General features: G+C 52.1%; 22 protein-coding genes. 2 read left to right on the top strand and 20 right to left on the bottom strand.

The genetic code is table 11. The annotated features are described in order from the left end of the window. Positions 1 to 3 precede the first annotated feature (3 nt). From PBOR_RS14035 to PBOR_RS14015, 5 genes are all read right to left on the bottom strand, one after another. Positions 4 to 1,629, bottom strand: a complete 1,626-nt coding sequence (locus PBOR_RS14035) for a glycoside hydrolase family 9 protein (protein ID WP_042212561.1) — start codon at positions 1,627 to 1,629, stop codon at positions 4 to 6. Then, positions 1,622 to 2,479 carry a Cof-type HAD-IIB family hydrolase gene (locus tag PBOR_RS14030; RefSeq protein WP_042212558.1) on the bottom strand — a complete coding sequence of 286 codons (858 nt, stop codon included), beginning with the start codon at positions 2,477 to 2,479 and terminating at the stop codon, positions 1,622 to 1,624. Before PBOR_RS14030 ends, PBOR_RS14035 begins: the two co-directional genes overlap by 8 nt. A gap of 36 nt (positions 2,480 to 2,515) precedes the next feature. Next, a complete protein-coding gene (locus PBOR_RS14025) occupies positions 2,516 to 3,256 on the bottom strand; it encodes a GTP pyrophosphokinase (protein WP_042212556.1) in 741 nt (246 codons plus the stop codon). Positions 3,257 to 3,455: 199 nt separating this feature from the next. Then, complete coding sequence (locus PBOR_RS14020) at positions 3,456 to 4,490, bottom strand: HD-GYP domain-containing protein (protein WP_042212554.1); 1,035 nt, start codon at positions 4,488 to 4,490, stop codon at positions 3,456 to 3,458. Between the two features lie 153 nt (positions 4,491 to 4,643). Further along, positions 4,644 to 5,096, bottom strand: a complete 453-nt coding sequence (locus PBOR_RS14015; RefSeq protein WP_042212551.1) for a hypothetical protein — start codon at positions 5,094 to 5,096, stop codon at positions 4,644 to 4,646. A 135-nt stretch (positions 5,097 to 5,231) separates the two neighbouring features. On the opposite strand from PBOR_RS14015, the gene PBOR_RS14010 reads away from it, so the two are divergent. Further along, entirely contained in the window at positions 5,232 to 5,537 is a 306-nt protein-coding gene (locus PBOR_RS14010; RefSeq protein WP_245648175.1) for a Dabb family protein, read from the top strand. Positions 5,538 to 5,543: 6 nt separating this feature from the next. Here the strand turns inward: PBOR_RS14010 and lepB are convergent, their stop codons facing one another. From lepB to PBOR_RS13955, 11 genes are all read right to left on the bottom strand, one after another. Further along, positions 5,544 to 6,041 carry a signal peptidase I gene (gene lepB / locus PBOR_RS14005; protein ID WP_042212546.1) on the bottom strand — a complete coding sequence of 166 codons (498 nt, stop codon included), beginning with the start codon at positions 6,039 to 6,041 and terminating at the stop codon, positions 5,544 to 5,546. A 26-nt stretch (positions 6,042 to 6,067) separates the two neighbouring features. Then, the gene (locus tag PBOR_RS14000; protein WP_042212543.1) at positions 6,068 to 6,478 is read right to left on the bottom strand and encodes a DUF4265 domain-containing protein; all 411 of its coding nucleotides are present in this window, start codon (positions 6,476 to 6,478) and stop codon (positions 6,068 to 6,070) included. Between the two features lie 34 nt (positions 6,479 to 6,512). Continuing rightward, entirely contained in the window at positions 6,513 to 7,097 is a 585-nt protein-coding gene (locus tag PBOR_RS13995) for a hypothetical protein (RefSeq protein WP_042212542.1), read from the bottom strand. Between the two features lie 143 nt (positions 7,098 to 7,240). Further along, positions 7,241 to 8,113, bottom strand: a complete 873-nt coding sequence (locus PBOR_RS13990; RefSeq protein ID WP_042212541.1) for an SDR family oxidoreductase — start codon at positions 8,111 to 8,113, stop codon at positions 7,241 to 7,243. 30 nt (positions 8,114 to 8,143) lie between these two features. Beyond that, complete coding sequence (pgsA, locus tag PBOR_RS13985) at positions 8,144 to 8,731, bottom strand: CDP-diacylglycerol--glycerol-3-phosphate 3-phosphatidyltransferase (protein ID WP_042212540.1); 588 nt, start codon at positions 8,729 to 8,731, stop codon at positions 8,144 to 8,146. A gap of 31 nt (positions 8,732 to 8,762) precedes the next feature. After that, positions 8,763 to 9,908 carry a GNAT family N-acetyltransferase gene (locus PBOR_RS13980; RefSeq protein ID WP_245648174.1) on the bottom strand — a complete coding sequence of 382 codons (1,146 nt, stop codon included), beginning with the start codon at positions 9,906 to 9,908 and terminating at the stop codon, positions 8,763 to 8,765. After that, positions 9,905 to 11,221: a F390 synthetase-related protein gene (locus PBOR_RS13975; protein WP_042212539.1), complete on the bottom strand. Its 1,317-nt coding sequence runs from the start codon at positions 11,219 to 11,221 to the stop codon at positions 9,905 to 9,907. The genes PBOR_RS13980 and PBOR_RS13975 overlap by 4 nt, the downstream gene beginning before the upstream one ends. Further along, positions 11,218 to 12,072, bottom strand: coding sequence for an MBL fold metallo-hydrolase (locus PBOR_RS13970; RefSeq protein ID WP_042212538.1), 855 nt, complete (start codon positions 12,070 to 12,072; stop codon positions 11,218 to 11,220). Before PBOR_RS13970 ends, PBOR_RS13975 begins: the two co-directional genes overlap by 4 nt. After that, positions 12,069 to 13,061, bottom strand: coding sequence for an NAD-dependent epimerase/dehydratase family protein (locus PBOR_RS13965; RefSeq protein ID WP_042212537.1), 993 nt, complete (start codon positions 13,059 to 13,061; stop codon positions 12,069 to 12,071). Before PBOR_RS13965 ends, PBOR_RS13970 begins: the two co-directional genes overlap by 4 nt. After that, positions 13,058 to 14,266: an ATP-grasp domain-containing protein gene (locus PBOR_RS13960; protein ID WP_042212536.1), complete on the bottom strand. Its 1,209-nt coding sequence runs from the start codon at positions 14,264 to 14,266 to the stop codon at positions 13,058 to 13,060. The genes PBOR_RS13965 and PBOR_RS13960 overlap by 4 nt, the downstream gene beginning before the upstream one ends. After that, on the bottom strand, positions 14,256 to 15,257 hold the full coding sequence (locus PBOR_RS13955; protein WP_042212535.1) for a beta-ketoacyl-ACP synthase III: 1,002 nt from the start codon (positions 15,255 to 15,257) through the stop codon (positions 14,256 to 14,258). Before PBOR_RS13955 ends, PBOR_RS13960 begins: the two co-directional genes overlap by 11 nt. A gap of 344 nt (positions 15,258 to 15,601) precedes the next feature. Between PBOR_RS13955 and PBOR_RS13950 the strand changes: the two genes are divergently transcribed. Further along, on the top strand, positions 15,602 to 16,348 hold the full coding sequence (locus tag PBOR_RS13950; RefSeq protein ID WP_052429471.1) for a hypothetical protein: 747 nt from the start codon (positions 15,602 to 15,604) through the stop codon (positions 16,346 to 16,348). A gap of 14 nt (positions 16,349 to 16,362) precedes the next feature. Here the strand turns inward: PBOR_RS13950 and PBOR_RS13945 are convergent, their stop codons facing one another. From PBOR_RS13945 to PBOR_RS13930, 4 genes are all read right to left on the bottom strand, one after another. Further along, entirely contained in the window at positions 16,363 to 17,154 is a 792-nt protein-coding gene (locus PBOR_RS13945; protein ID WP_039297192.1) for a lipid II flippase Amj family protein, read from the bottom strand. A gap of 121 nt (positions 17,155 to 17,275) precedes the next feature. Further along, a complete protein-coding gene (locus PBOR_RS13940) occupies positions 17,276 to 17,665 on the bottom strand; it encodes a ribosomal maturation YjgA family protein (protein ID WP_245648173.1) in 390 nt (129 codons plus the stop codon). A gap of 109 nt (positions 17,666 to 17,774) precedes the next feature. Then, entirely contained in the window at positions 17,775 to 18,251 is a 477-nt protein-coding gene (locus tag PBOR_RS13935; protein WP_042212532.1) for an NUDIX domain-containing protein, read from the bottom strand. Between the two features lie 54 nt (positions 18,252 to 18,305). Beyond that, positions 18,306 to 18,764: a DUF4362 domain-containing protein gene (locus PBOR_RS13930; RefSeq protein WP_042212528.1), complete on the bottom strand. Its 459-nt coding sequence runs from the start codon at positions 18,762 to 18,764 to the stop codon at positions 18,306 to 18,308. Between the last annotated feature and the right edge of the window lie 427 nt (positions 18,765 to 19,191).

The following is a 19,191-nucleotide window of genomic DNA, read 5'->3' as shown; positions in this document are numbered from 1 at the left end:
TGATCAGGAATTGAATCTTGCCGTCACGAATACCGCAGGTGAATTCCAATAAATGGTGACCTCATTCGTCGAGTAGCTGGCTTCATGATCCACGAAACACTGGGCTGCCGGCTTGCCTTGCAGATGCTCCTGCACATATTCATCATGAAGCCCGCGGTCGGGCCCGCCTGATACGAGACCCGGAACGGGTTCGGCTACATTGTCTCCGACTGACGGGCGGTGATGCGGATGCATAACCGCATGTTCACCGAAGCCGGTCACATAGCTGATGCCCAGCACATTGCGGCCGAGCAAATAATGCAGATGATCCAGTGCACAATCTGCATATTCAGCATTTCCGCTGAAATGCTCTGCCGCCAGCAGCAGCATAGCATTGTTCATGACCAGCATGTTGCTGCCCCAGATATAGTCCTCTTCCAGCAGCGAAATTCTGTAACCGTCCTTACGGCTCTGCCGGAGAAGGCGTGCGGCTTCAGCCAGCAAACCTTGCTTAAGCTCCGCATACAGGTATGGCTCGGATTGCGCCTCCCCGTTCAGCAGATAGGCCAGTGTGCCATAGCCGCCCATATCGGCCCAGCCGAGGCTGTATTTCGGGAATGGAAGCTTCGCCAATTCTCTGGCTGCGCTATGGTATTGTTCACCGCCTGTAGTCCGGAACAGCTCCGCCGCTGCCCAGAAGCGCTCATCGCGATCTTCCTCATCACCGTATTCTCCGGTCGTAATGCCCGGTGGATTAGTGAAGCCCGGCTCCTCTGGATGCGCCTCCAGCCAGTTCCAGGCTGTGACTGCAGCTTCAAGGCACCGGGCAGCATACGCTTCATCGAACGGCTTATAGACCCGCGCCGCCATCGCCATCACACCGGCGAAGTCACCTGTAGCCGCAGCGGACACCGGGGAGAAATACAGCTCCGCCGTATCCTCTTCCGGCATCACTTCAAGCCCCGGAAAATTCTGTGTGGTCAGCTTGTGGTACACAGCCCCGCTGCCGGTCTCCTGCATCTTGAACAGCCAGTCCAGCTCGACTTTGCATTCCAGCAGTACATCCGGCATCAGGCCGTCACTCTCCGGCAGTGTGAAGGCACCGGCAAATGCTGCAGGATACAGCTCCCAGGCCAGCAGCAGATCAGCAACGGCCTTGGCACCGGGCCCGGAATATTTCCCGTAATCGCCTGCATCATGCCAGCCTCCGCAGCTATCCAGCTTCAGCTCCGGCTGGCCGATTACCGTTCCTGCTGCCAGATGACAGGCCTCATGTCCCCAGGGTCCGGCGTACTCTCCGCTCAGCTCCACTCCGCAGCGGTAATAATAGAAGGCTTTCAATAACCCCTGCTGCAGATCCCCGTAAGGCTTGTCTGCAATTACAAACGCAGGCGAAGCCTGTCCATCCTCATCTTCGATCCGGTATTGCCTGGGAGTCGTTACGGCGGAGAATATACCGGTATGCACACGGCTCCCGCTTGGCTTATCCTCCACTCCCTCCCCTGTCTCTCCGGTAAATACAACGCTTCCAGTCTGCAGATTAACAACACGGAAACGGGACACCTCTCCGGTAAATAGGGCAAGCTTCTCCCCTGCACTGGAATAACCCGCCTGGTTCACTGTAATGGTACGAAGACGCTGTTCACTCACCTGTCATCTCTCCCTTGTTCATAGTTTCTGCCAGAAACACTGCAACACCATTCTCATTGTTGGATGCGGTAATCCGATGTGCGACAGCTTTGAGATCCTCATGGGCATTCTCCACCGCGACACCTGTTCCCGCTGCAGCAAACAGCCCCAGATCATTCAAATGGTCGCCGAAGACAACAACATCCGCTGTATCCAGCCCCATGTGCTGTGCCCATAGCTTCAGCCCCTGACTTTTATTCGCATCCGGATGGCTGAATTCCAGGAAATAATGATCTTTTATGTATATATCCTTCATGAAATGAATATGTACCTCTGAACCGAAGCGGTCAAGCACTTTCTGATGCAACGGTGCCAACTCCTCCAGCCTTCCGATGTAAGTTATCACCACCGTCCGGTGATCTGGCGGACAATCAAGCCGCTTCACCTCACGGAAACGTACATCATTCATACGGGACTTGTAAAACTCCACATCTCCTGTGCGGATAGGCGCTTCATAAAGCACCCGCTCGCCGTCCGCTGCATCCAGCAGGAAATGAAACGGAGTTATTCCGCAGGTTCGCCCTATCGTGATGATTTCCCCGGAAATAACGGGGTCCAGCCAGTAACCGGCAATCACTTTGTGCGTCATGCTGTCATAGATAAGTGCCCCATTATAAAGAATAAGCGGATATTTCCAGGAAATATCCGCTACTACGCTGTCTGCACTGATGAATCCTCTCGCTGTAGCGAAGCTGATTATGATTCCCCGTTCCATCGCTTCTGTAATTACCTGCACTGTGTAGTCAGTAAGCTTCTGTTCCGAGTTCAGCAGGGTTCCATCCAGATCCGTAACATAGGCCTTTCTGTACATGAGCCTTTCATCCTCCACCTTACGTATGTCGTCCGGCTATTCCCCTAGCAGCTTAATAAAGTTTGCCGGCAGGTTAAACTGCTGATTATTGATGATAATCTCCCGCAGTCCGGAGAAGGAATCCTCGTCCTCCTGGGCATCCTTGATTTCCTGAATCTCACGGTGCAGCCGCTCCATCTGCAGATCGAGTGCATTCGCTTTGTCTGCCGCATTCTTGAGTTCACGGGTCAGATGCTCGGGAACCGCCTGGCTGTATTTATAGAAAATTTTATGCTCCAGACTGGCCCAGAAGTCCATGGCAATCGTACGGATCTGGACCTCTACACAGACATGCTCCTGGCAGTCAGACATAAACACCGGAACCTCTATGAGCAGATGCAGACTCTGGTATCCGTTCGGCTTCGGGTTCTTGATATAATCCTTGACCGCCAGCACCTTGAGATCGTCCTGCTTCTGCAGCATGGCACTGACCTGATAGATATCCGAAATGAACGAGCAGGTGATGCGCAGCCCGGCAATATCCTTGATGCTGGATCTGATCTGTGTGAGTGACAGCTCGCTGTTCTTGCGCAGCATTTTATTCATAATGCTCTCCGGGGATTTAATCCGCGATTTGGTATGCTCGATCGGACTGTAGTCATGGAGCAGCTGAAATTCCTCTTTGAGAATCTCAATCTTGGTCTCCATTTCGGCGAGGGCGAATTTGTAAATCATCATAAACCGGGTAAGCTCGTATTTAATCTGCTTGAATTTCTCTAATTGATTGTCGGCATTCATTGTAATTTCTCCTTTATGCTGCTGCACAGAATTGCTATAGTAATCTCTCATTAATCATAGCCAATCTATTCCCGGAATACAAACCGGCAAGCTTATACCTCCTTCTAGTTGCGCAAAAAACGGATACACCATCCCGGGGGACGGTATATCCGTTCATAAGAACCGTTGCGCTCTCCAGAGAGGCCGCTTATCCGGCGTATCAATTAAAGACTTCAACTACAGACAGGCTGCGCTCACGGGACAAATCTCTGAAGCCCTCGTCCACCTTTACCAGCGGCTTGAACAGATCCAGCGGGTTATTCATTACAATCATGCCCATTTCGCCGTTGCTGAGCTGAACATTCTTACCTACGAAGCTTGGCAGCAAATGTCCGGTAAGTGCCTGTACAACCGTTCCGTTCAACTGGCCGAAGCCCATCTCATGTACCTTGCGCAATACTGTAACCAGTCCTTGCTTCGGACGGTTCAAGGTTGAAGTAGTCAAGGACATATATATGTTGGCTACGGTAACAATTTGAGTGTACGGGTGAATATTATTTTTGAGCAGCTGCTTCGGATATCCAGAGCCATCCTCGTATTCATGGTGCTGCAGCGCTACGAGTGCTGTAACCTCATCCAGCTTGGAGCCGCGGATCAGATCATAACCATAGGAGGTGTGGCGTGCCAGTTCCTCTATTTCAGAACCGGTTAGAATACCCGGTTTGTTCAGGATCGACAGGGGAACCTGGCTTTTGCCGATATCATGAAGGTAGCCGGCGCGGCTGATCAGATAACGCTCCTCCTTGGAGTAGCCCATCCATGATGCAATATAATATGATAGTAAGCCAACCTGTAAAGAATGATGATATGTATCAATGTCATCCCGGTCCAGCAGAAGCAGCAGGGAGACTACGTCCTTTTGCCCATCCAATGTTTCCAAAAGCGGTTTCAATGTATCATCGACCATGGACTGCGAGAAGCTCCCCTGGGTCAATGCTTCCAGAAAAATAGATTCATAATTCAGGATAGCGTGATCGAAATCATCATGCAATCCGTGACTTTGCTCTTCTTCACTGCCCGTTTGCTGCATACTGCGCGGCTCAATATCCACATAATGAATTTTGTGCCGGATGAGGATACTGATCTCCTCCCGTTCAACATGCGTCCCTTTGGGGAGAACATGCAGACCTACACCGTTGAAAGTGTCTGTCATAAGACAATCGCCGTGTTTGAGATCCGTGACATGTACTTTCAAGTTTCAGCACCCCTTTAGTTTATAGGAATATTCCGTTATGCTCCACTTGATCATAGTCAATCGGCCTCAAAGTAACAATCCGGTGAAAGTCACAAACTGCCGCAAATCTAGTTCAAATGAATCCCTGTCTTTAGCCGCTTTTCCAACAATTACTCACAGCCACTTGACAAATCTCTTGTATTTCAGCTGAATTCCGTTGGCTTCCGCCCAGTTTATCAGTCTTTTCATTGCCTGTTCCCGGTCTCCCATAAATCTGAAGCACAGATTAACCGGGACAATCCATTTTCCTTGGGGCAATATCCCTACTAACGGACCATCTATGCAAATGGTCTTAATCTCTTTACCGGATACACGGCGGCTGCGAACCACAAGCGTATCTGTCCCCCATTTGAGACTGCCGGCCTTCCGCAGTGTGTTGAGTAGAATGGAGAGGAACCCCGCAAGGCAGACTCCTATCCATATAATCCGGAAATAATAACCAAAGGGATGCCTATCCGGGTCGATGTGAGGTGAAGCTGACATAATGATGGCCGGAACGAGGACAGCCACCAATGTTTGAATGGATAAGGGGGCCTTGATTCTGCTGTTGGTGGAGTTTTCAGGCATACTGTTCCCCTTTCATTGAACAAATTTATAGTATAATCTCTTTACACTTACAAAACTGTGCCCATGCTTCCGAAGTCAGTTTTGACGAAGTGATCGCAGGGAGCTTAGGCTTACAAAACTTTTAGGAGGATCATTATGTACGAGCATCTGGTAGCTTTCAGATTTAATGAGCATTTCGAGCCGGGTAGTGAAGAAGGGCTGATTGCGGCACTACTGGCACTGAAGGGGCAAATTCCGGGAATTGTTGAGATTACGGCAGGGGTGAACACGACGGAGGAAACGGAGAATATCCACGGCTATACGCTGGGGCTTCGCGTGACCTTTACAGATCAGGAAGCCCTGCGTCAATACGGGCCGCATCCGGCGCACTGTGCTTTTGTGGCATTGCTGGAGGGGATTATTGAGAATGTGGTCGTGGTAGATTACCCGGTTCACCCGTAGCCTTTTTTAGAAAAGATCATTCACATCAAACAGCACTTTACCAATCAGTTTGTCTTTGTCTACAAAGGGAGTACTCCATAAATGAGCGTCATAGCTGACATTCCGGTTATCGCCAAGGAAGAAATAGTGGTCTGCGGGAACGGTGACCGGTCCGAAGGTGTAGGTCATCGCTTCCTGGAGATACGGCTCGGCAACGGCCTCATTGTTACGGTACAGGGTACCGTCCTTAATCTCAATCTCGTCTCCCGGCAGTCCAATCAGCCGTTTCACATATCTTTTGTGCTCATCTCCGGCTACCGGGGGATAGAACACCACGATGTCGCCATGCTTAAGCGAGGAGTTCCAGAGCATTTTGTCCACAACCAGGCGGTCGTTAATCTCAATGGTCGGAATCATGGAGCCGGTCGGTACTCTCATCGCTTCAGCTACGTAAGTCCGGATAAATAAGGATAGAATAATGCCGATTACAATACTGGGCACCCATTGTCTCAAGAATTTCTTCATATTACTGCCACCTCGAATTAGTATAATTAGGCTTCAAAACGTCCGATAATCCGTGACATTTCCAGCTCTGCATCCACAGCAGAATGTTTAGGCAGATGAATCACAAGCAAACCGCCGAAGATCTGCTCCCATCTCCCCTCGTGCTCCGTAACCCGTTCTATGAAACTGCGGATCTCCTGCGAAGCCGCCGCCTCTTTGCTGAGCAGCCAGGCATACCTGACGAACCCGGATTTCTGCACCGTTTCTATATAATAGGCAATGCCCTCTTGTTCTCTCACCCGGATAATGTCACCAAGAGCAATCCCCGGGTTAAAAATCGGCGTTTCTTCAATCCGGTATTTGTCCTTGGCGACCGGAGTCACATCCAGGACCTCAATCTCACGGCCCCGCTCATCAAAACATATATGTAATCCAACCGTTCCCGGCAATGCATACACCCCAGTTCTGCTTCTGCAAAGATAAGAAATACAGCTAACAATACTCCTCTAAAAGCGTTATCCACCATTGCTTGTTCACCAGATACTTATAACCGGGCGGCAGCAGAAGATAACCATGGACCGGCTTCACGGGTTCCGTAATCCCATAGACCAGATCAATCCGGAGTGTGAAGGTGCTGATGCTTCTGCCTGTCTGCACCTCAAATTCGTTAATATAATTGTAGATGTCCGGTGCAGCCTCCCAAAAGCGCATAGCTGTCTGACCGCCCACCTCCATCTCCCACCATTCTATAAAAGCCGGCCACAGTCCGGCACAGGTCTGCCGAAGTGCCAAATCGGCCACAGACTCAAACCCCGGAGGCTGATGCAGCAGCGGATGTTTCCCCGCAAGGATGCAATCCGTTTTATAACGCACCAGCTCCAGCCACCACTGTTCATAAGCCAACTTCAGCGAATCGGAGTCCGGAAGACCCGGGTCAGAGCCGGAAGCAGGCCACACATGCTGCCCTCCAGGTCCGCGCAATGCCCCGACTGAACAGCCTACATACGATGCGAAGTTCAACCCGTAATCTCCGCCAATGCTGATATGCCATTGATTAGCTCCATTCAGCTCATGCATAACTATTCTCCTCTGTTCAAGTTCAACATCTGATCTTCCGGACACTCCCCGGCGTCAGCGCCATATCTAAACTGTAAGGGAAATTCCAGCAGAACGCAATCCTCAACCCTGGGCTGCGGAGCCCGGCCACTTCATGCTGTGGTTCATTTCATCGCGCGTAATGATCTTGCGATGATGGCCTCCAGCATCTTCCAGGGAAGCAGCGTTTTGCCCAGAATGAGGACCCGCGAGCCTTTGCCGACAGGATAGCGCAGTTTGGGTGCGCGCTTCTCAGTAATCCGCCCGATCAGCTCAGCAACCTCCTGCGGATCTGGCGCCGTCTCAGCGGTCCGCCGGGAGTAGCGCAGCACCTCATCCAGCCTCGTCTGGTAAGGAGAACCTTCGCTGCTGTGTATGCCGGCAATACCTTTTCCCCAGATAGGTGTGCGGAATGAGCCGGGTTCAACCAGCACTACGCGGACGCCAAAAGAAAGCATCTCTTGCCGCAGGCTCTCGCTGAAGCCTTCCACTGCAAACTTGGAGGCGGCATACGGTGCATATCCGGGAAAACCGGTCAGCCCGCTGACACTGCTCACGTTGATAATCAGTCCTGTGCGCTGCATGCGCATAATGGGAAGTACGGCCTTGGTCACCGCAATCAGACCGAAGAAGTTGGTCTCCATCTGCCGCCGCCACTCTTCCATGCTTACTTCTTCCACATAGCCGCCTACAGCAAAGCCGGCATTGTTCACCAGCACATCTATTCGGCCGAACTGTTCTATAATCACACGGATCGCTGAAGCAATTGAAGCTTCATCCGTCACATCCAGCGTCATCAGATGAATGCATTCCAGAACACCGGCTTGCTCAGCTTGCTGTACAAGCTCGTTTTTACGGCTGAGATCCCGCATGGTAGCGATTACCTTGTAGCCTCTACGCGCCAGCGTAAGTGCGGTCAGCAGCCCGAAACCGCTGGAAGTGCCGGTGATCAGCGCGATTGGATCATGACCGTGGGGCAAGTTCGGAATAGTGTTCATATTGCAGCTCCTTTAATAGATTAGTGATGTTCAATCTCCAAGCTGCAGTAATAGATAGTTGTTCTTAATATAGTTATAACCCGAGTATACAGTCATGACCAAAGCGCCATACATCAGTGCCTGGCCGACAGGAAACGAAGTGAACAGACTGAACGGAGCATTATTCAACAGAATTGCCGAGATGGCCGCAACTTGCAGCACCATTTTATACTTGCCATATTTGTCGGCTGAGAGAGCTATTCTTTGCGCTGAAGCAGCGATCCGGATGCCCATCATTATTATTTCCCTCGCTAAGATTAGAAAAGCAATCCAAGTAGCGATCAAATGCAGGCTTACCATCAGGATCAGCGCGGCGGCAATGAGCAGCTTATCTGCCAGTGGATCAAGCAATTTCCCCAAATTTGTGATCTGATTATATTTTCTTGCGATATACCCGTCCAGCTTGTCCGTTACAGAAGCCGCTATAAAGACGATTGCTGCATAGAAAACACCATGTATTTCAAGATGCTGCAGGATCACCGATTTGCTGATTAACGCTTCAGGATAAATGGGAAAGAGTGCAATGAACAAGGGAATCAGTAATATCCGGAATAAAGTGATACGGTTAGCCAGATTCATCTTTTGCCTCCTAATGATTCATTAATCCAGACTACAGCTTCAGCTTCTGAATCAGCGGCATGCCGATCCGCCGGAGCAGCAGCTCCAGAAATGACCAGCCGCAGCGGTTCAGCCAGGCAGTGTCCCGGTCGTACACTGCAGAATATTCTATGGCCCCCACCGCACCCCGGTTGCGCTTGAACTGGCCTACGCCGGAGCTCTCATGCAGCAATAGACCGCTGCTTCCGGCCAGCCCGATCAGAACAGCGGACAGCATACGGTAGAGTCCGACAGACTGGGGCAGACCCGTGTCATAGCCGAAGAGCGGCGCTGTCATTGCGCCATCCCGCTCATAGAAGCCAAGTACCGCGTCCAGCCTTCCTTCTCTGCGCAGCCCGTAGATCTGCAGCGTACGCCGTTCCATCGCCATAGCAATGAAAGCTTCGGTAAACTGCGGGTTATACACCGAATATTTGTCAATGTACAGCAGTCTGTACAGCTCTACTATCCGGGGGATATCCGCTGGTGTAATTTCATCGGGGGATACTTCCGTATAGCCATGCTTGGCCAGCAGGCTCCGGTCGCGTTTAACCAGCCATCTGGCTTTGGAGCCGGAGCTATTCTGCTGCAGCAGGTAAATCTGCCGGCTTGGCACCAGCTTGCAGCCGACCCCGCGCAGACTGGCGATAAGATCTCCCGAAGTCTCCATGCTGAGCGAGCGGTACATAATGGTATAACCCGGATATGCCTGCCGGAGATATTCCAGCACTTCCGTCAGCTGTCCGGCACTGAGCGCTGGATAGAGATTGGTGGACAGCAGCCAGTTGTTAACCTGGATTACCCGGTTGAACCGGGCTTGTCTCAGCAGCCAGCCCATTGCCATCAGCATCATTGATAATGCGCCTTCAAGCATCTGGTTGTTCAGCAGGGCAAGCTCCTCACGCGCATAACTGACATAATGCGTATAGGGGGAACACACATAGGAATTATCATAATTGCTATCGTTGATCGTAACCGGAACCGGAATCCCGTCCACAGTCAGCACTTTAACGGTAGTATGGACGTTGGAAATGTAATATTCCGTTCCTGACTCCAGCAGCGGTGTAAGATACTCGCGGGCATACCGCCCGTATTCCGTATCCGGCCACTCCAGCTGATCCATGGAATGGCGGTCATATTGAATTACTCTGCTGTTCACAGCTTCCAGCCCCTCTCCACCCGGCGCAGCTTCTGCCTGCCCGGGGTGAAGCTGTACGCTGTGAACTTCAGCTGCGGAGGAATGCATGACAGTCTCGTGAACAGCCGCAACAGCTCGCTTGCAATCAGCGGCTCCGTATCTTCCGCGCTGCCGGGCCGTGTGCGGAACGAAATCTCCAGCTCAAGCGGGCTGTGCTGGATAACCCGGTAATGCTCGATATCTGCAGAAGCCGCCAGCACCGCCCTGGTAATGAAATCCGGAAACACGGTGACCAGCTGCCCGTCTGAGACATTTGGCAGATACAGGATATCATCGCACCGCCCTTCAATCCGCTCGATCGCTGTAAACAGTGAACCGCAGGGACAAGGCTCAGCCGCTTCAGTAAGAATATCATTCAGTCGGTAGCGGATAATAGGCTGCACGGATCTGGAGAAATCGGTCACGACCGGTACGAACCGGCGGGATTCCTCATCGAGTACTTCCTTTTCAATATGTACGATGTCCTCATTGAGATGCAGTGTCCCATGACTGCAGGTAGCGCCAAGAAAGCCCTCGGTGCATTGATAAGCCTGATGCACCTTCTGTCCGAAAGTACGCTCAATATGCTGCCGGTCCAGCGGGTCCAGCACTTCTGCGACAGCGATGATTCTGCGCGGCAGCAGGTTCAGGCTTCCCGAATTCTTAGCATCTGCCAGCAGCCTCAGCATGGAAGGCGGTGCAATCCAGATATCCGGCTGGTACTGCTCCATCCGGGCGAGGAGCTGCGGAAGCGGCTCCAGCAGGTCGAAGTACTGGAACTGCAGCCGGCCCTGCTCCACAGATTCATACAAATTGCTGTTCGCCCGCAGGAAAAAGGCAATTCGCGCACGTTTCCACAGTCCCCCGGGCAAAAGCTTGGCCAGCACGGTGCCGGTCCAGGCTGCCTGTTCGTCTTCTCCGACTAGAAAGATTCCCCGGCTGCCCGAGGTTCCCGAAGACAAACCCACGGTGACGCCTTGAAGGGTAGGCTTGAAATCTCTGCTGTTCTCCGCCTCATAGGCTTCAGCAAATGCCTGTTCTTTGGTGATACCCGCTGTATTCAGGTCATCGAAATTCCCCATCATCAGTGACTTCTCTATCACAGGAAACTTCCGCCATTCAGCAGCCGGCATTCCTGCCCACAGCTCCCTGTAGAACCGGGAGTTCTTCCTTACCTTGTCCACATGACGCCGGATGCGCAGTTCCTGCCACTGCTCCAGCACTGCGCGGTTCTTCCAGCGTCTGCCCCATTTGGTAAGAACATAATGTGTAATGACTAGTCTCATCCGCTTCATTTCACACTTCCCGTTCCCCAGAGCGCAAGCGCCTCGCGGCAATGGCTCGGGACGATCCGGATGTCCGGAAACCGCTCATGGATCTGACGCAGACGGCGGAAATTCTGTTTGTACTCCGCGCGGCTGGACATAATCAGGCCGGCTGCCGGGTGAGGCTCGCGGTTCTCCCGGAAAGCCCGGCTGGACCAGACCGTATCCGCGCAGAGCAAATAATCATGTTCCCCTGTGGATACGAACAATCCAATCATACCGGCGGCATGGCCGGACATCTCTACCGCCAGCAGGCTTCCGTCGCCAAGCAGATCATACGCCTCCGTGAACGGAAGTCCCTCCGGAAGCGGACGCATGGCTGAATATTCATCTACAGGCAATGAACGGATGCTGAAATCATCCGGCAGCAGACCCGGCAGAAACCCTGCCTTCGTCGCCCGGACCGGACCGAGTCTGCTTACGGCATCGTAAGATTTACGCAAATAGATAAACTTCGCCTGCGGGAAATCCCGCACACCGCCGATATGATCGGCATGGAAATGCGACAGCACAACATAACGCACATCCTCCGGAGCAATCCCGCCGGTCTGGAGCCGCGAGACTGCGCTCTCTTCATCTGTATAAACTACTGGCGTAATCCGGCGGTAGAGTGAGGCCGGCATATGCGCCGTTTCCTGAAAGAACCGGGCACTATAGCCTGTATCGAACAGAATCGGCCCATGCTGCGGATGCCGGATTAAGGCGTAGCCTGCCGGGAAAAGGGCGGGCTTAAGGGAACCTCCCCGCAGCGTCAGCAGTTCGGGATGCAGGCAATATCCCGCAGACAATATAGATAATCCAACTGGTATCTCTGTAATCATTGCTGTTCCCTCCACCATTCCGCGAAGGCACGAAGACCCTCGTCTAATGTCACGCGCGGGTGATAGCCAAGCTGCTCCCGGGCCTCCGAAATATCCAGCGTCTGGGAGATTCCCAGCGCGGCTGCCGAATAGCGGGTGAGCAGCGGTTCTCCCAGGAACGGCAGCAGCCTGTGTATGGCTTCCATCATCCCCGCTGCGGCATAAGCGGCAGCATACGGCAGCCTCCTGGTGTGCAGAGGAATATCAAGCAGGGAGAACAATCTGGTCACCAGATCCCTGAACATGACCGGCTCACCATTGGTTATGTTATAGGCCCGCCCGGAGGCAGAGAGCGGGGCTTCGCAGCAGAGCAGCATGGCATCGATTACGTTCTCCACACAGGTGAGATCGATCCTTGCTGTTCCATCATTCATCAGCGGAACTCCCTTGGTCTTATTCGCTGCCAGCAGCCGCGGGAAGAGGGCATTGTCCATCGGACCGAAGATGGCTCTAGGCCGGAGCATAAATGCCGTAAGCCCGCCTTTCGCTGCCTGCTCCACTACCTGCTCGGCCATAAGCTTTGTGGCAGCATAGGCATTGGCCGGCTTCCCGGGCAGCGGATCACTCTCGCGGATTCCGAAGCGGTGCCGCTGGCTGGAATACAGGCTTGGGGTGGAAATATGGATCAGCCGCCCGACGTCATGCCGTTTGCATCCCCGGGCAATATGGCTTGTCGCTTCCACATTGCATGTATAGAAATCCCGGTACTTCCCCCAGGGCGAGGACAACGCTGCGCAGTGGAATACAACATCCATCCCCTGACAGGCGCGGTCAGCCGTCTCAGCATCGCGCAGATCCCCGGGAAGGAATACAGCACCTTCCTTCTCAAGCTGCCTCCCAAGCTCCGGATTGCGCCCCTGCCCGTAGACCTCCCAGCCCAGCTTAACCAGTCTGCGTACAGTATGCTGCCCGAGAAATCCGGTAGCACCCGTTACCAATGCTTTTGTCATGCTTCACCATTCCATTCTATATCTTCTGTCAGCGCCTCTGTAATGGAAATCCGGTGCTGCCAAGCCGTCTTCTGCGCGGCATAGACCACACGGAACTGCTCGCGGAAGGGGCGGGGATCATTCTTCCGGTAGACTACATCTTCTGCATCGCGCAGTGCCCTCCGCCAATTACTCCAGCCCCCGGCTCCCGGCTTCAGTCCGCAGCCCAGCATGGGCAGAGTCAGCATTGCTTTTCGGCCTGAGCGCGGAATCAATACTTCTCCGGTCTGCACAAGCATACCGGGGTTCAGCAGAGCATCCGTCAGCCCGTCCTCCGGGGTGAACAGATGAATCCCGCTGGTCGCACGCGGATTGCATTCTATCGGATACAGAATTCCACCCTCCGGCTCAATAAAATCAAATCCGATTTGGCCGCTGAAGCCGGTAGCTCCGGCAAAACGCTGTACCCACTCCAGTGCCGCGGGATGGTCAAGATGCTCGAAATATACACTCGCACCGCTCCGGCCCGTCCGGTACCTGCTGTCATAAGCTGCATGCGCCACTACCGAACCTTCATGAACGATACTGTATGTGCAGACCGCCGTGCCCCTGATATACTGCTGCGCCACCCAAGGTGCAGCAGCAGAAATTCCGGGTGGAGGAGCGGTTTGACCCTGCTTATATCCACGGGTTCCTGCGTTATCCTTACCGGGCAGAATCACTTTAGATGCAAACCGGGAAAAGGCCGGTTTATAGACCCGCTGCTCACCGTCCGCCGCAGCAATGCCTGCTATCCGCCGCCACTCCGCGGCGCTTTTGATTAAGGTAGTCTCCGGGACCGCAAGTCCGAGGGAACGGGCCCAGTCAATGAAATCCCCCTTGTGATGCAGCCGCGCCAGAATTTCACGGCAGGGTGCAAGCACCCGGCAGCCGGTTATATGCTCAAGACCGGCTGCGATGTAGAATATCTCTTCGCAGGTGGGAATCAGACAGTTAATATTCAGTTCCCCGGTTAATCCGGCCAGCCGCTGAATATAAGCCTGGGGCTGATGCCGGGGAGAAGGCACCCGGAAGCTGGCCTCAACAGCGGAGGACACCCGGCACAGATGATATTCGGCGCTTTCCGCAACGAAGACCCGGTGGCCTGCCGCCTTGAACAGCCTTGCCAGCTCCAGCGCTACCGGGGCACGTCCGCCGGTAATCAGAATATTCTGATCAATAGTCAATAATCATGCCTCCCAAAGACAACCCTGCCGCTGTACCGATTAGCATGATCCGGTCGCCGCGGGTAATCCGGCCCTGCCTGATTGCTTCATGCAGTCCCATCGGTATGGAAGCTGCAATAGTATTGCCATGGCCTGCTGTATTGTCGAGGAACCGGTCCTCGGCAATCCCCAGCTTTTTGCGCAGCAGCCGCATGGCCATGGCACTGCCCTGATGGGGTATGACCAGACTGAAGTCGTCCATCTGATTCCCGGTAGCTGACAGCATCTCACTGAGGAAATCCGGAAGCAGCTTCGAAGCCTTGCGGAAGATGGCCTGCCCGTCCATATGGAATAAATAAGGCACTGCGTTCTCCGCAGTGAATTTCTGGGCATGCAGCCTTGTGCCGCCCCCGGCAATCTCTGAATAACGGGCACCGCTGCTATAGGTTTTGAGTGAAGCATGAAGAATTCCTGAAGCATCCCCGGCTTCTGCAGGACCAATAACGGCTGCTGCTGCCCCGTCTCCGAATAGTGCAGAGCTCTCCTTATCCTCCCAATTCAATCCTGCCGATGCAATTTCAGTAGCTATCAGCAATACATTCTTGTATCTCCCAGCTTCTACCATATATGACATCACGTCAAGACCTACCAGAAAACTCAGGCAGGTCGCATCGATATCAAAAGCCGGAACACCGGAATCCGCCTGTCCCATCGCTTGTTGAATGAATACTGCAGTGCTCGGAAGCGGCTGCTCCTTGGTCCCGCTTGTACAGACCAGACAATCGATGTCCTCAAAACTTAAGCCTGCATCGGCCAATGCCGCTTCCGCAGCCCTTGCGCCCATGAATGAGGCAGTTTCACCTTCACCGGCATAGTGACGTACGCCTACTCCGGTAATTTTATTGACCCAGCCCGCAGGTGTGCCGAGTACCACATCAAGCTCTGCATCACTAATCTCGCGCTCCGGCAGATATTTGCCTGTACCCTTTATTTTCACATGTCTAAGTTGCATCCTGCATCCCCTATTCCTATGAGTACCTAGATGTCGAACTTTATATATTATTGTAAACTATAGATATATTCTACTAGATTTCCTGGCCAAGTCATATAAAAAGAAGCAAATCACAAATAAGAACTAACGTTCTTTATTTCCCTTGACTATCCATTAATTCGGAGTTATAGTAAATTAACAATAACACACGCTAAGCGGGAGAAGCACCTCGCAAGACAGGCAGATCATGCCTTTCTTGGAGGTGCTTCTTTGTGTCCTATGGTGGTCTATTGGCAGAATAATGAGGACTGGAGCTGAATGAAATGTTGAAATTCACAGGTTATACCCGAGACTTTGTAAGGAGAATGATTGTTGTGCTAATCCTGCTGGCACTTTGGGCCGGTGCTGTCCCGCGGGTCTCAGCGGCATCAGAGTGGGACTCAGCGCTGGATGAGATCCATAACCTTTATTCGGCTTATACGGAACTGCAGGTAGTGTTAAAGTCGGAAATCCAGCGGAATCAGGAGCTGCGCAAGCAGAATAATGCGTCGCTCACGGCGGTTAATGCCAAGCTGCAATTCACAGATGCCGCCCAGCTTGCCAAGCTGCGTACAGCAGCCGAAGCTATGCAGAAGAAACACGCCCCCGTGCTGGAGCAATACACTTCACTCGGCAAGCAGGCCGCAGCTGCTCGCAAGGCCAATAACCTGAAGAGCGCCACGCTCCTTGAGATTAAGCGCAATAAGCTTAAGGCGGACGCAGCTGCAGCACGGGCTGAGGTGAAGATCACAACTTCTGCACTTGCGGAAGCCAAGGCGCTCACAGCTGCAAGAAACAAGCCTGCTAAGGATGCCCTTGCACCAATTGCAAATCTCAAGAAACAGATCACCGCCCAGAACAAATTGTTCTCAGCCATGCAAGCCGAAAGAAGCGAAGCCGACAAACGCTACAAAGCCGCCGTCAAGGCGGGGGATGCCACCAAGGCCGCGGCTGCGATGAAGCTGTCTTACAGCAAGATGGGTGAAATCCGGACAATGTCCGGACGTATGTACAGCTGGGAACAGCAGATCAGTACAGCACTCCGTTCCGCAGAATTGAAGCTGCCAAAGTAACTTATCCCGCAGGATCAGAGCAGCTTCACAAGCCAGCAAATGATGTAGGCTCCCGGGACAAGCAGTGCTTGACCGAGCAATGATCCCAGAAAGCGTGAACCCATCAGCAGAACATAGATTTTGCCCAGCTGATCACGGTACTCCACATTTTCAGTCGCCTTATGGGTAATGATTCCGAGCTGCGGGTCGATGAACACTGTCAGCAGTATCGTCGCTAACCCGTTTATCAGACCCGAAGCCTGGGATGCAGTTGTGCTTAAGTCAGGCATTAGTTTGGCAGCATACATGGAGGATAACACCCCAACGGTATAGAAGGCCGTAACGAATATATTCATCACGATGAACCGTTTAGGAATACCCAGGTAGCGGAAGCTGCGCAGCCTCACCTTCGGCCTGCGGATATATTTCCGCGTATTCTTGAGCTGGCCGACGGTTACGCTGGTCAGGAGCTTCGGAATGGAGCCTTCAATCTCAAGCTTAGAGATGATTCTTCCGAACAGCCCTACGAAGGTAGGGAACAAGGCGATGGCAATTAGGGTACCCAGTGAAGAAGCCAGCATAATAATCCGCAGATAGTTGAGCAGCGGAAAGCTGTCGTCTATTTTTCCGTAGTCTACGAACTTAGCCGTTAAGGGAGCCTGTACCATGTTGGCCGTTCTGGAGACCAGCACGATGATTCCGGTCAGGGATAAGGCGATTGCTATCTTGTTCAGCTTCACTCCGGCAAACCGTACCGAATACGATAACGTCTCAGCAGTGTGAATGATCAAGGTCAGCAGGCATACCACGATTAAACTGTTCGTCATTTGCAGTTGCTCATCTCCAAATCAGGCAGCGTTCGGCTGATTACCGGCAGTCCCATTCCAAATTATTACAAACCGGCAACGCCTCACTTAATATATATTCTTCTTCCTGTATAATCCAGAATCAATATTGTAAGATTTGATCAATTACATAGCAGAACAGGATTCCGGCCGTATACCGGACCAGATCAATCCAGAGGAAACCCTGGCCCAGAACCAGTCCTCCGGCTGTTGTCGAGCGCACATGTATAATCCAATCTGCCTGATAGAGCTGGCTGAACTCAATCCCGAAGCTGAAGCACAGGCTAAGCACAAGTGACAGCCACAACGGATGCCGGGTCAGCAGCACACGGAAGGCAAGGTAGATCATCCCTGCCCAGATTGCATCCCCAAAGTGTACGCTGACAAAGTGCGGCAGCTGATCACCGTATGCTCTGGTCCCAAGGCCCAGCATAACAGCGAGCAGTACTGCGCTGCAGTAGATAACCTTGGATTTTATATCCCTAATTTGCAAACAAATTGCTCCTTTGTATTGAACTACTGCTGCCTATGGGAATTACTGCGGGAATTACTGCGGGAATTACTCCGGGAACAACTTCTTCGTTCCAGCGGAGTGCATTGCTCTAATCAAATATAACTTTCTGTGCATCAGCGGCATCGCGAAGAAACAGCTTCGCGGGATACGGGATCGCTAACTCAGGCAGTTCATCTTCCTTGAAGAATTCCAGTTCTTCCGCCTCCCCGTCCACACTTCTTAGATGGCCTTTGACGATGACGCACTCAAATACAATCACCGTATACTCTACCTGATCACCGTTAACATATTCGTATCTGTATTTCCCGCCGCCAAATACGCCGATGATCTGTTCAGGTGTCACCATCAGACCAGTCTCTTCAAACACCTCTCTGCGCAGCGCTCTGGAGGGTGTTTCTCCAGGCTCGACCGCTCCTGCCGGCAAGCCCCATGACGTCTCATCTTTCTTGCGGATCAGCAGAATTCTGCCTTGTTCATCCCGCACCACTGCCGCTACCGACGGCATCATTAATAGTCCGCTGCCGGTCTTGCCGCGCAGCTCCCGGTAATATTCAGATATTGGCATGAAGATTCCTCCTAACCTTGATTCAGCATTTACAATATACCGCTTAATTCTAGCCTAAAGCTCATCCTTGCGAAAAGAAACCGGATTAAATTTGAAGTCCTCCGGCTGATTCTCACAATCAGACAGTTCTACCTTGTAGAATTCTTCGACCTCCGTAAGCTGGATCGCCCTGCAGACATATTCAATTTTCCCGTCGTATCCGGCCCAGTCCCGGGTGCTGTCCACCGTCCAGTGCAGCTCTCTGCCGTCATCATAGAAATCATGAATATATGGTCCGCTGTCAGTGCCCCACTCAAGCATGGTAAGATTGTCTCCTTTGCCTTCCTTAAATCTATGTATCATTTCTCTAATTCTGTCCAAATCCAGCTGATCAAAATGCGTAATCAAGTTACGCTGATCTCTGGCCAGAGGGACTGGCTTATTGAATTCCCGTATCAACAGAGCTGTAAGCACTGCTATGATCATCATTTCCAGAATGATAATAAACGGACTGTATTTCTTAATGCTCTTCATTTGCCCTCCCGCTCCAGGGTTTATTTGAGCAACCCGGATACCTCTATATTTGACACCGCTGTAACATATTCCTTGTCTGACCGTAATCCGAGCAGATCCGTAAAGCGTCCATTTCCTACATTTTTGGATGAAAATATTTCTTAAGTCTTAAGGTTATCGTATGATTGCTTTAACAGCTAAATAATTCATCAATTTGACGAGGAAAAGGGTGATTTAAATGAAACGTAAGATTGTAATCAAAACAAACAAGAAGCCCACATTACCCGCCGGCATTAGTTTGGAATTCATGGATTATCTGTTTCAGGTTATGAATGAATATGATCAAACTTTAAAGGGACTTAAGAACAGATAAGAGTGAGTCCTTTTTTATATCAACAGAAATAGGCCAACCAAATTACTCTGGCTGACCTATTAACACAGAATTCCC

Source organism: Paenibacillus borealis (genome assembly GCF_000758665.1).
GTDB classification, from domain to species: Bacteria; Bacillota; Bacilli; order Paenibacillales; family Paenibacillaceae; genus Paenibacillus_AQ; species Paenibacillus_AQ borealis.
The sequence above is the reverse complement of the archived record's forward strand: the minus strand, read 5'-3'. Positions and strand labels throughout refer to the sequence as shown.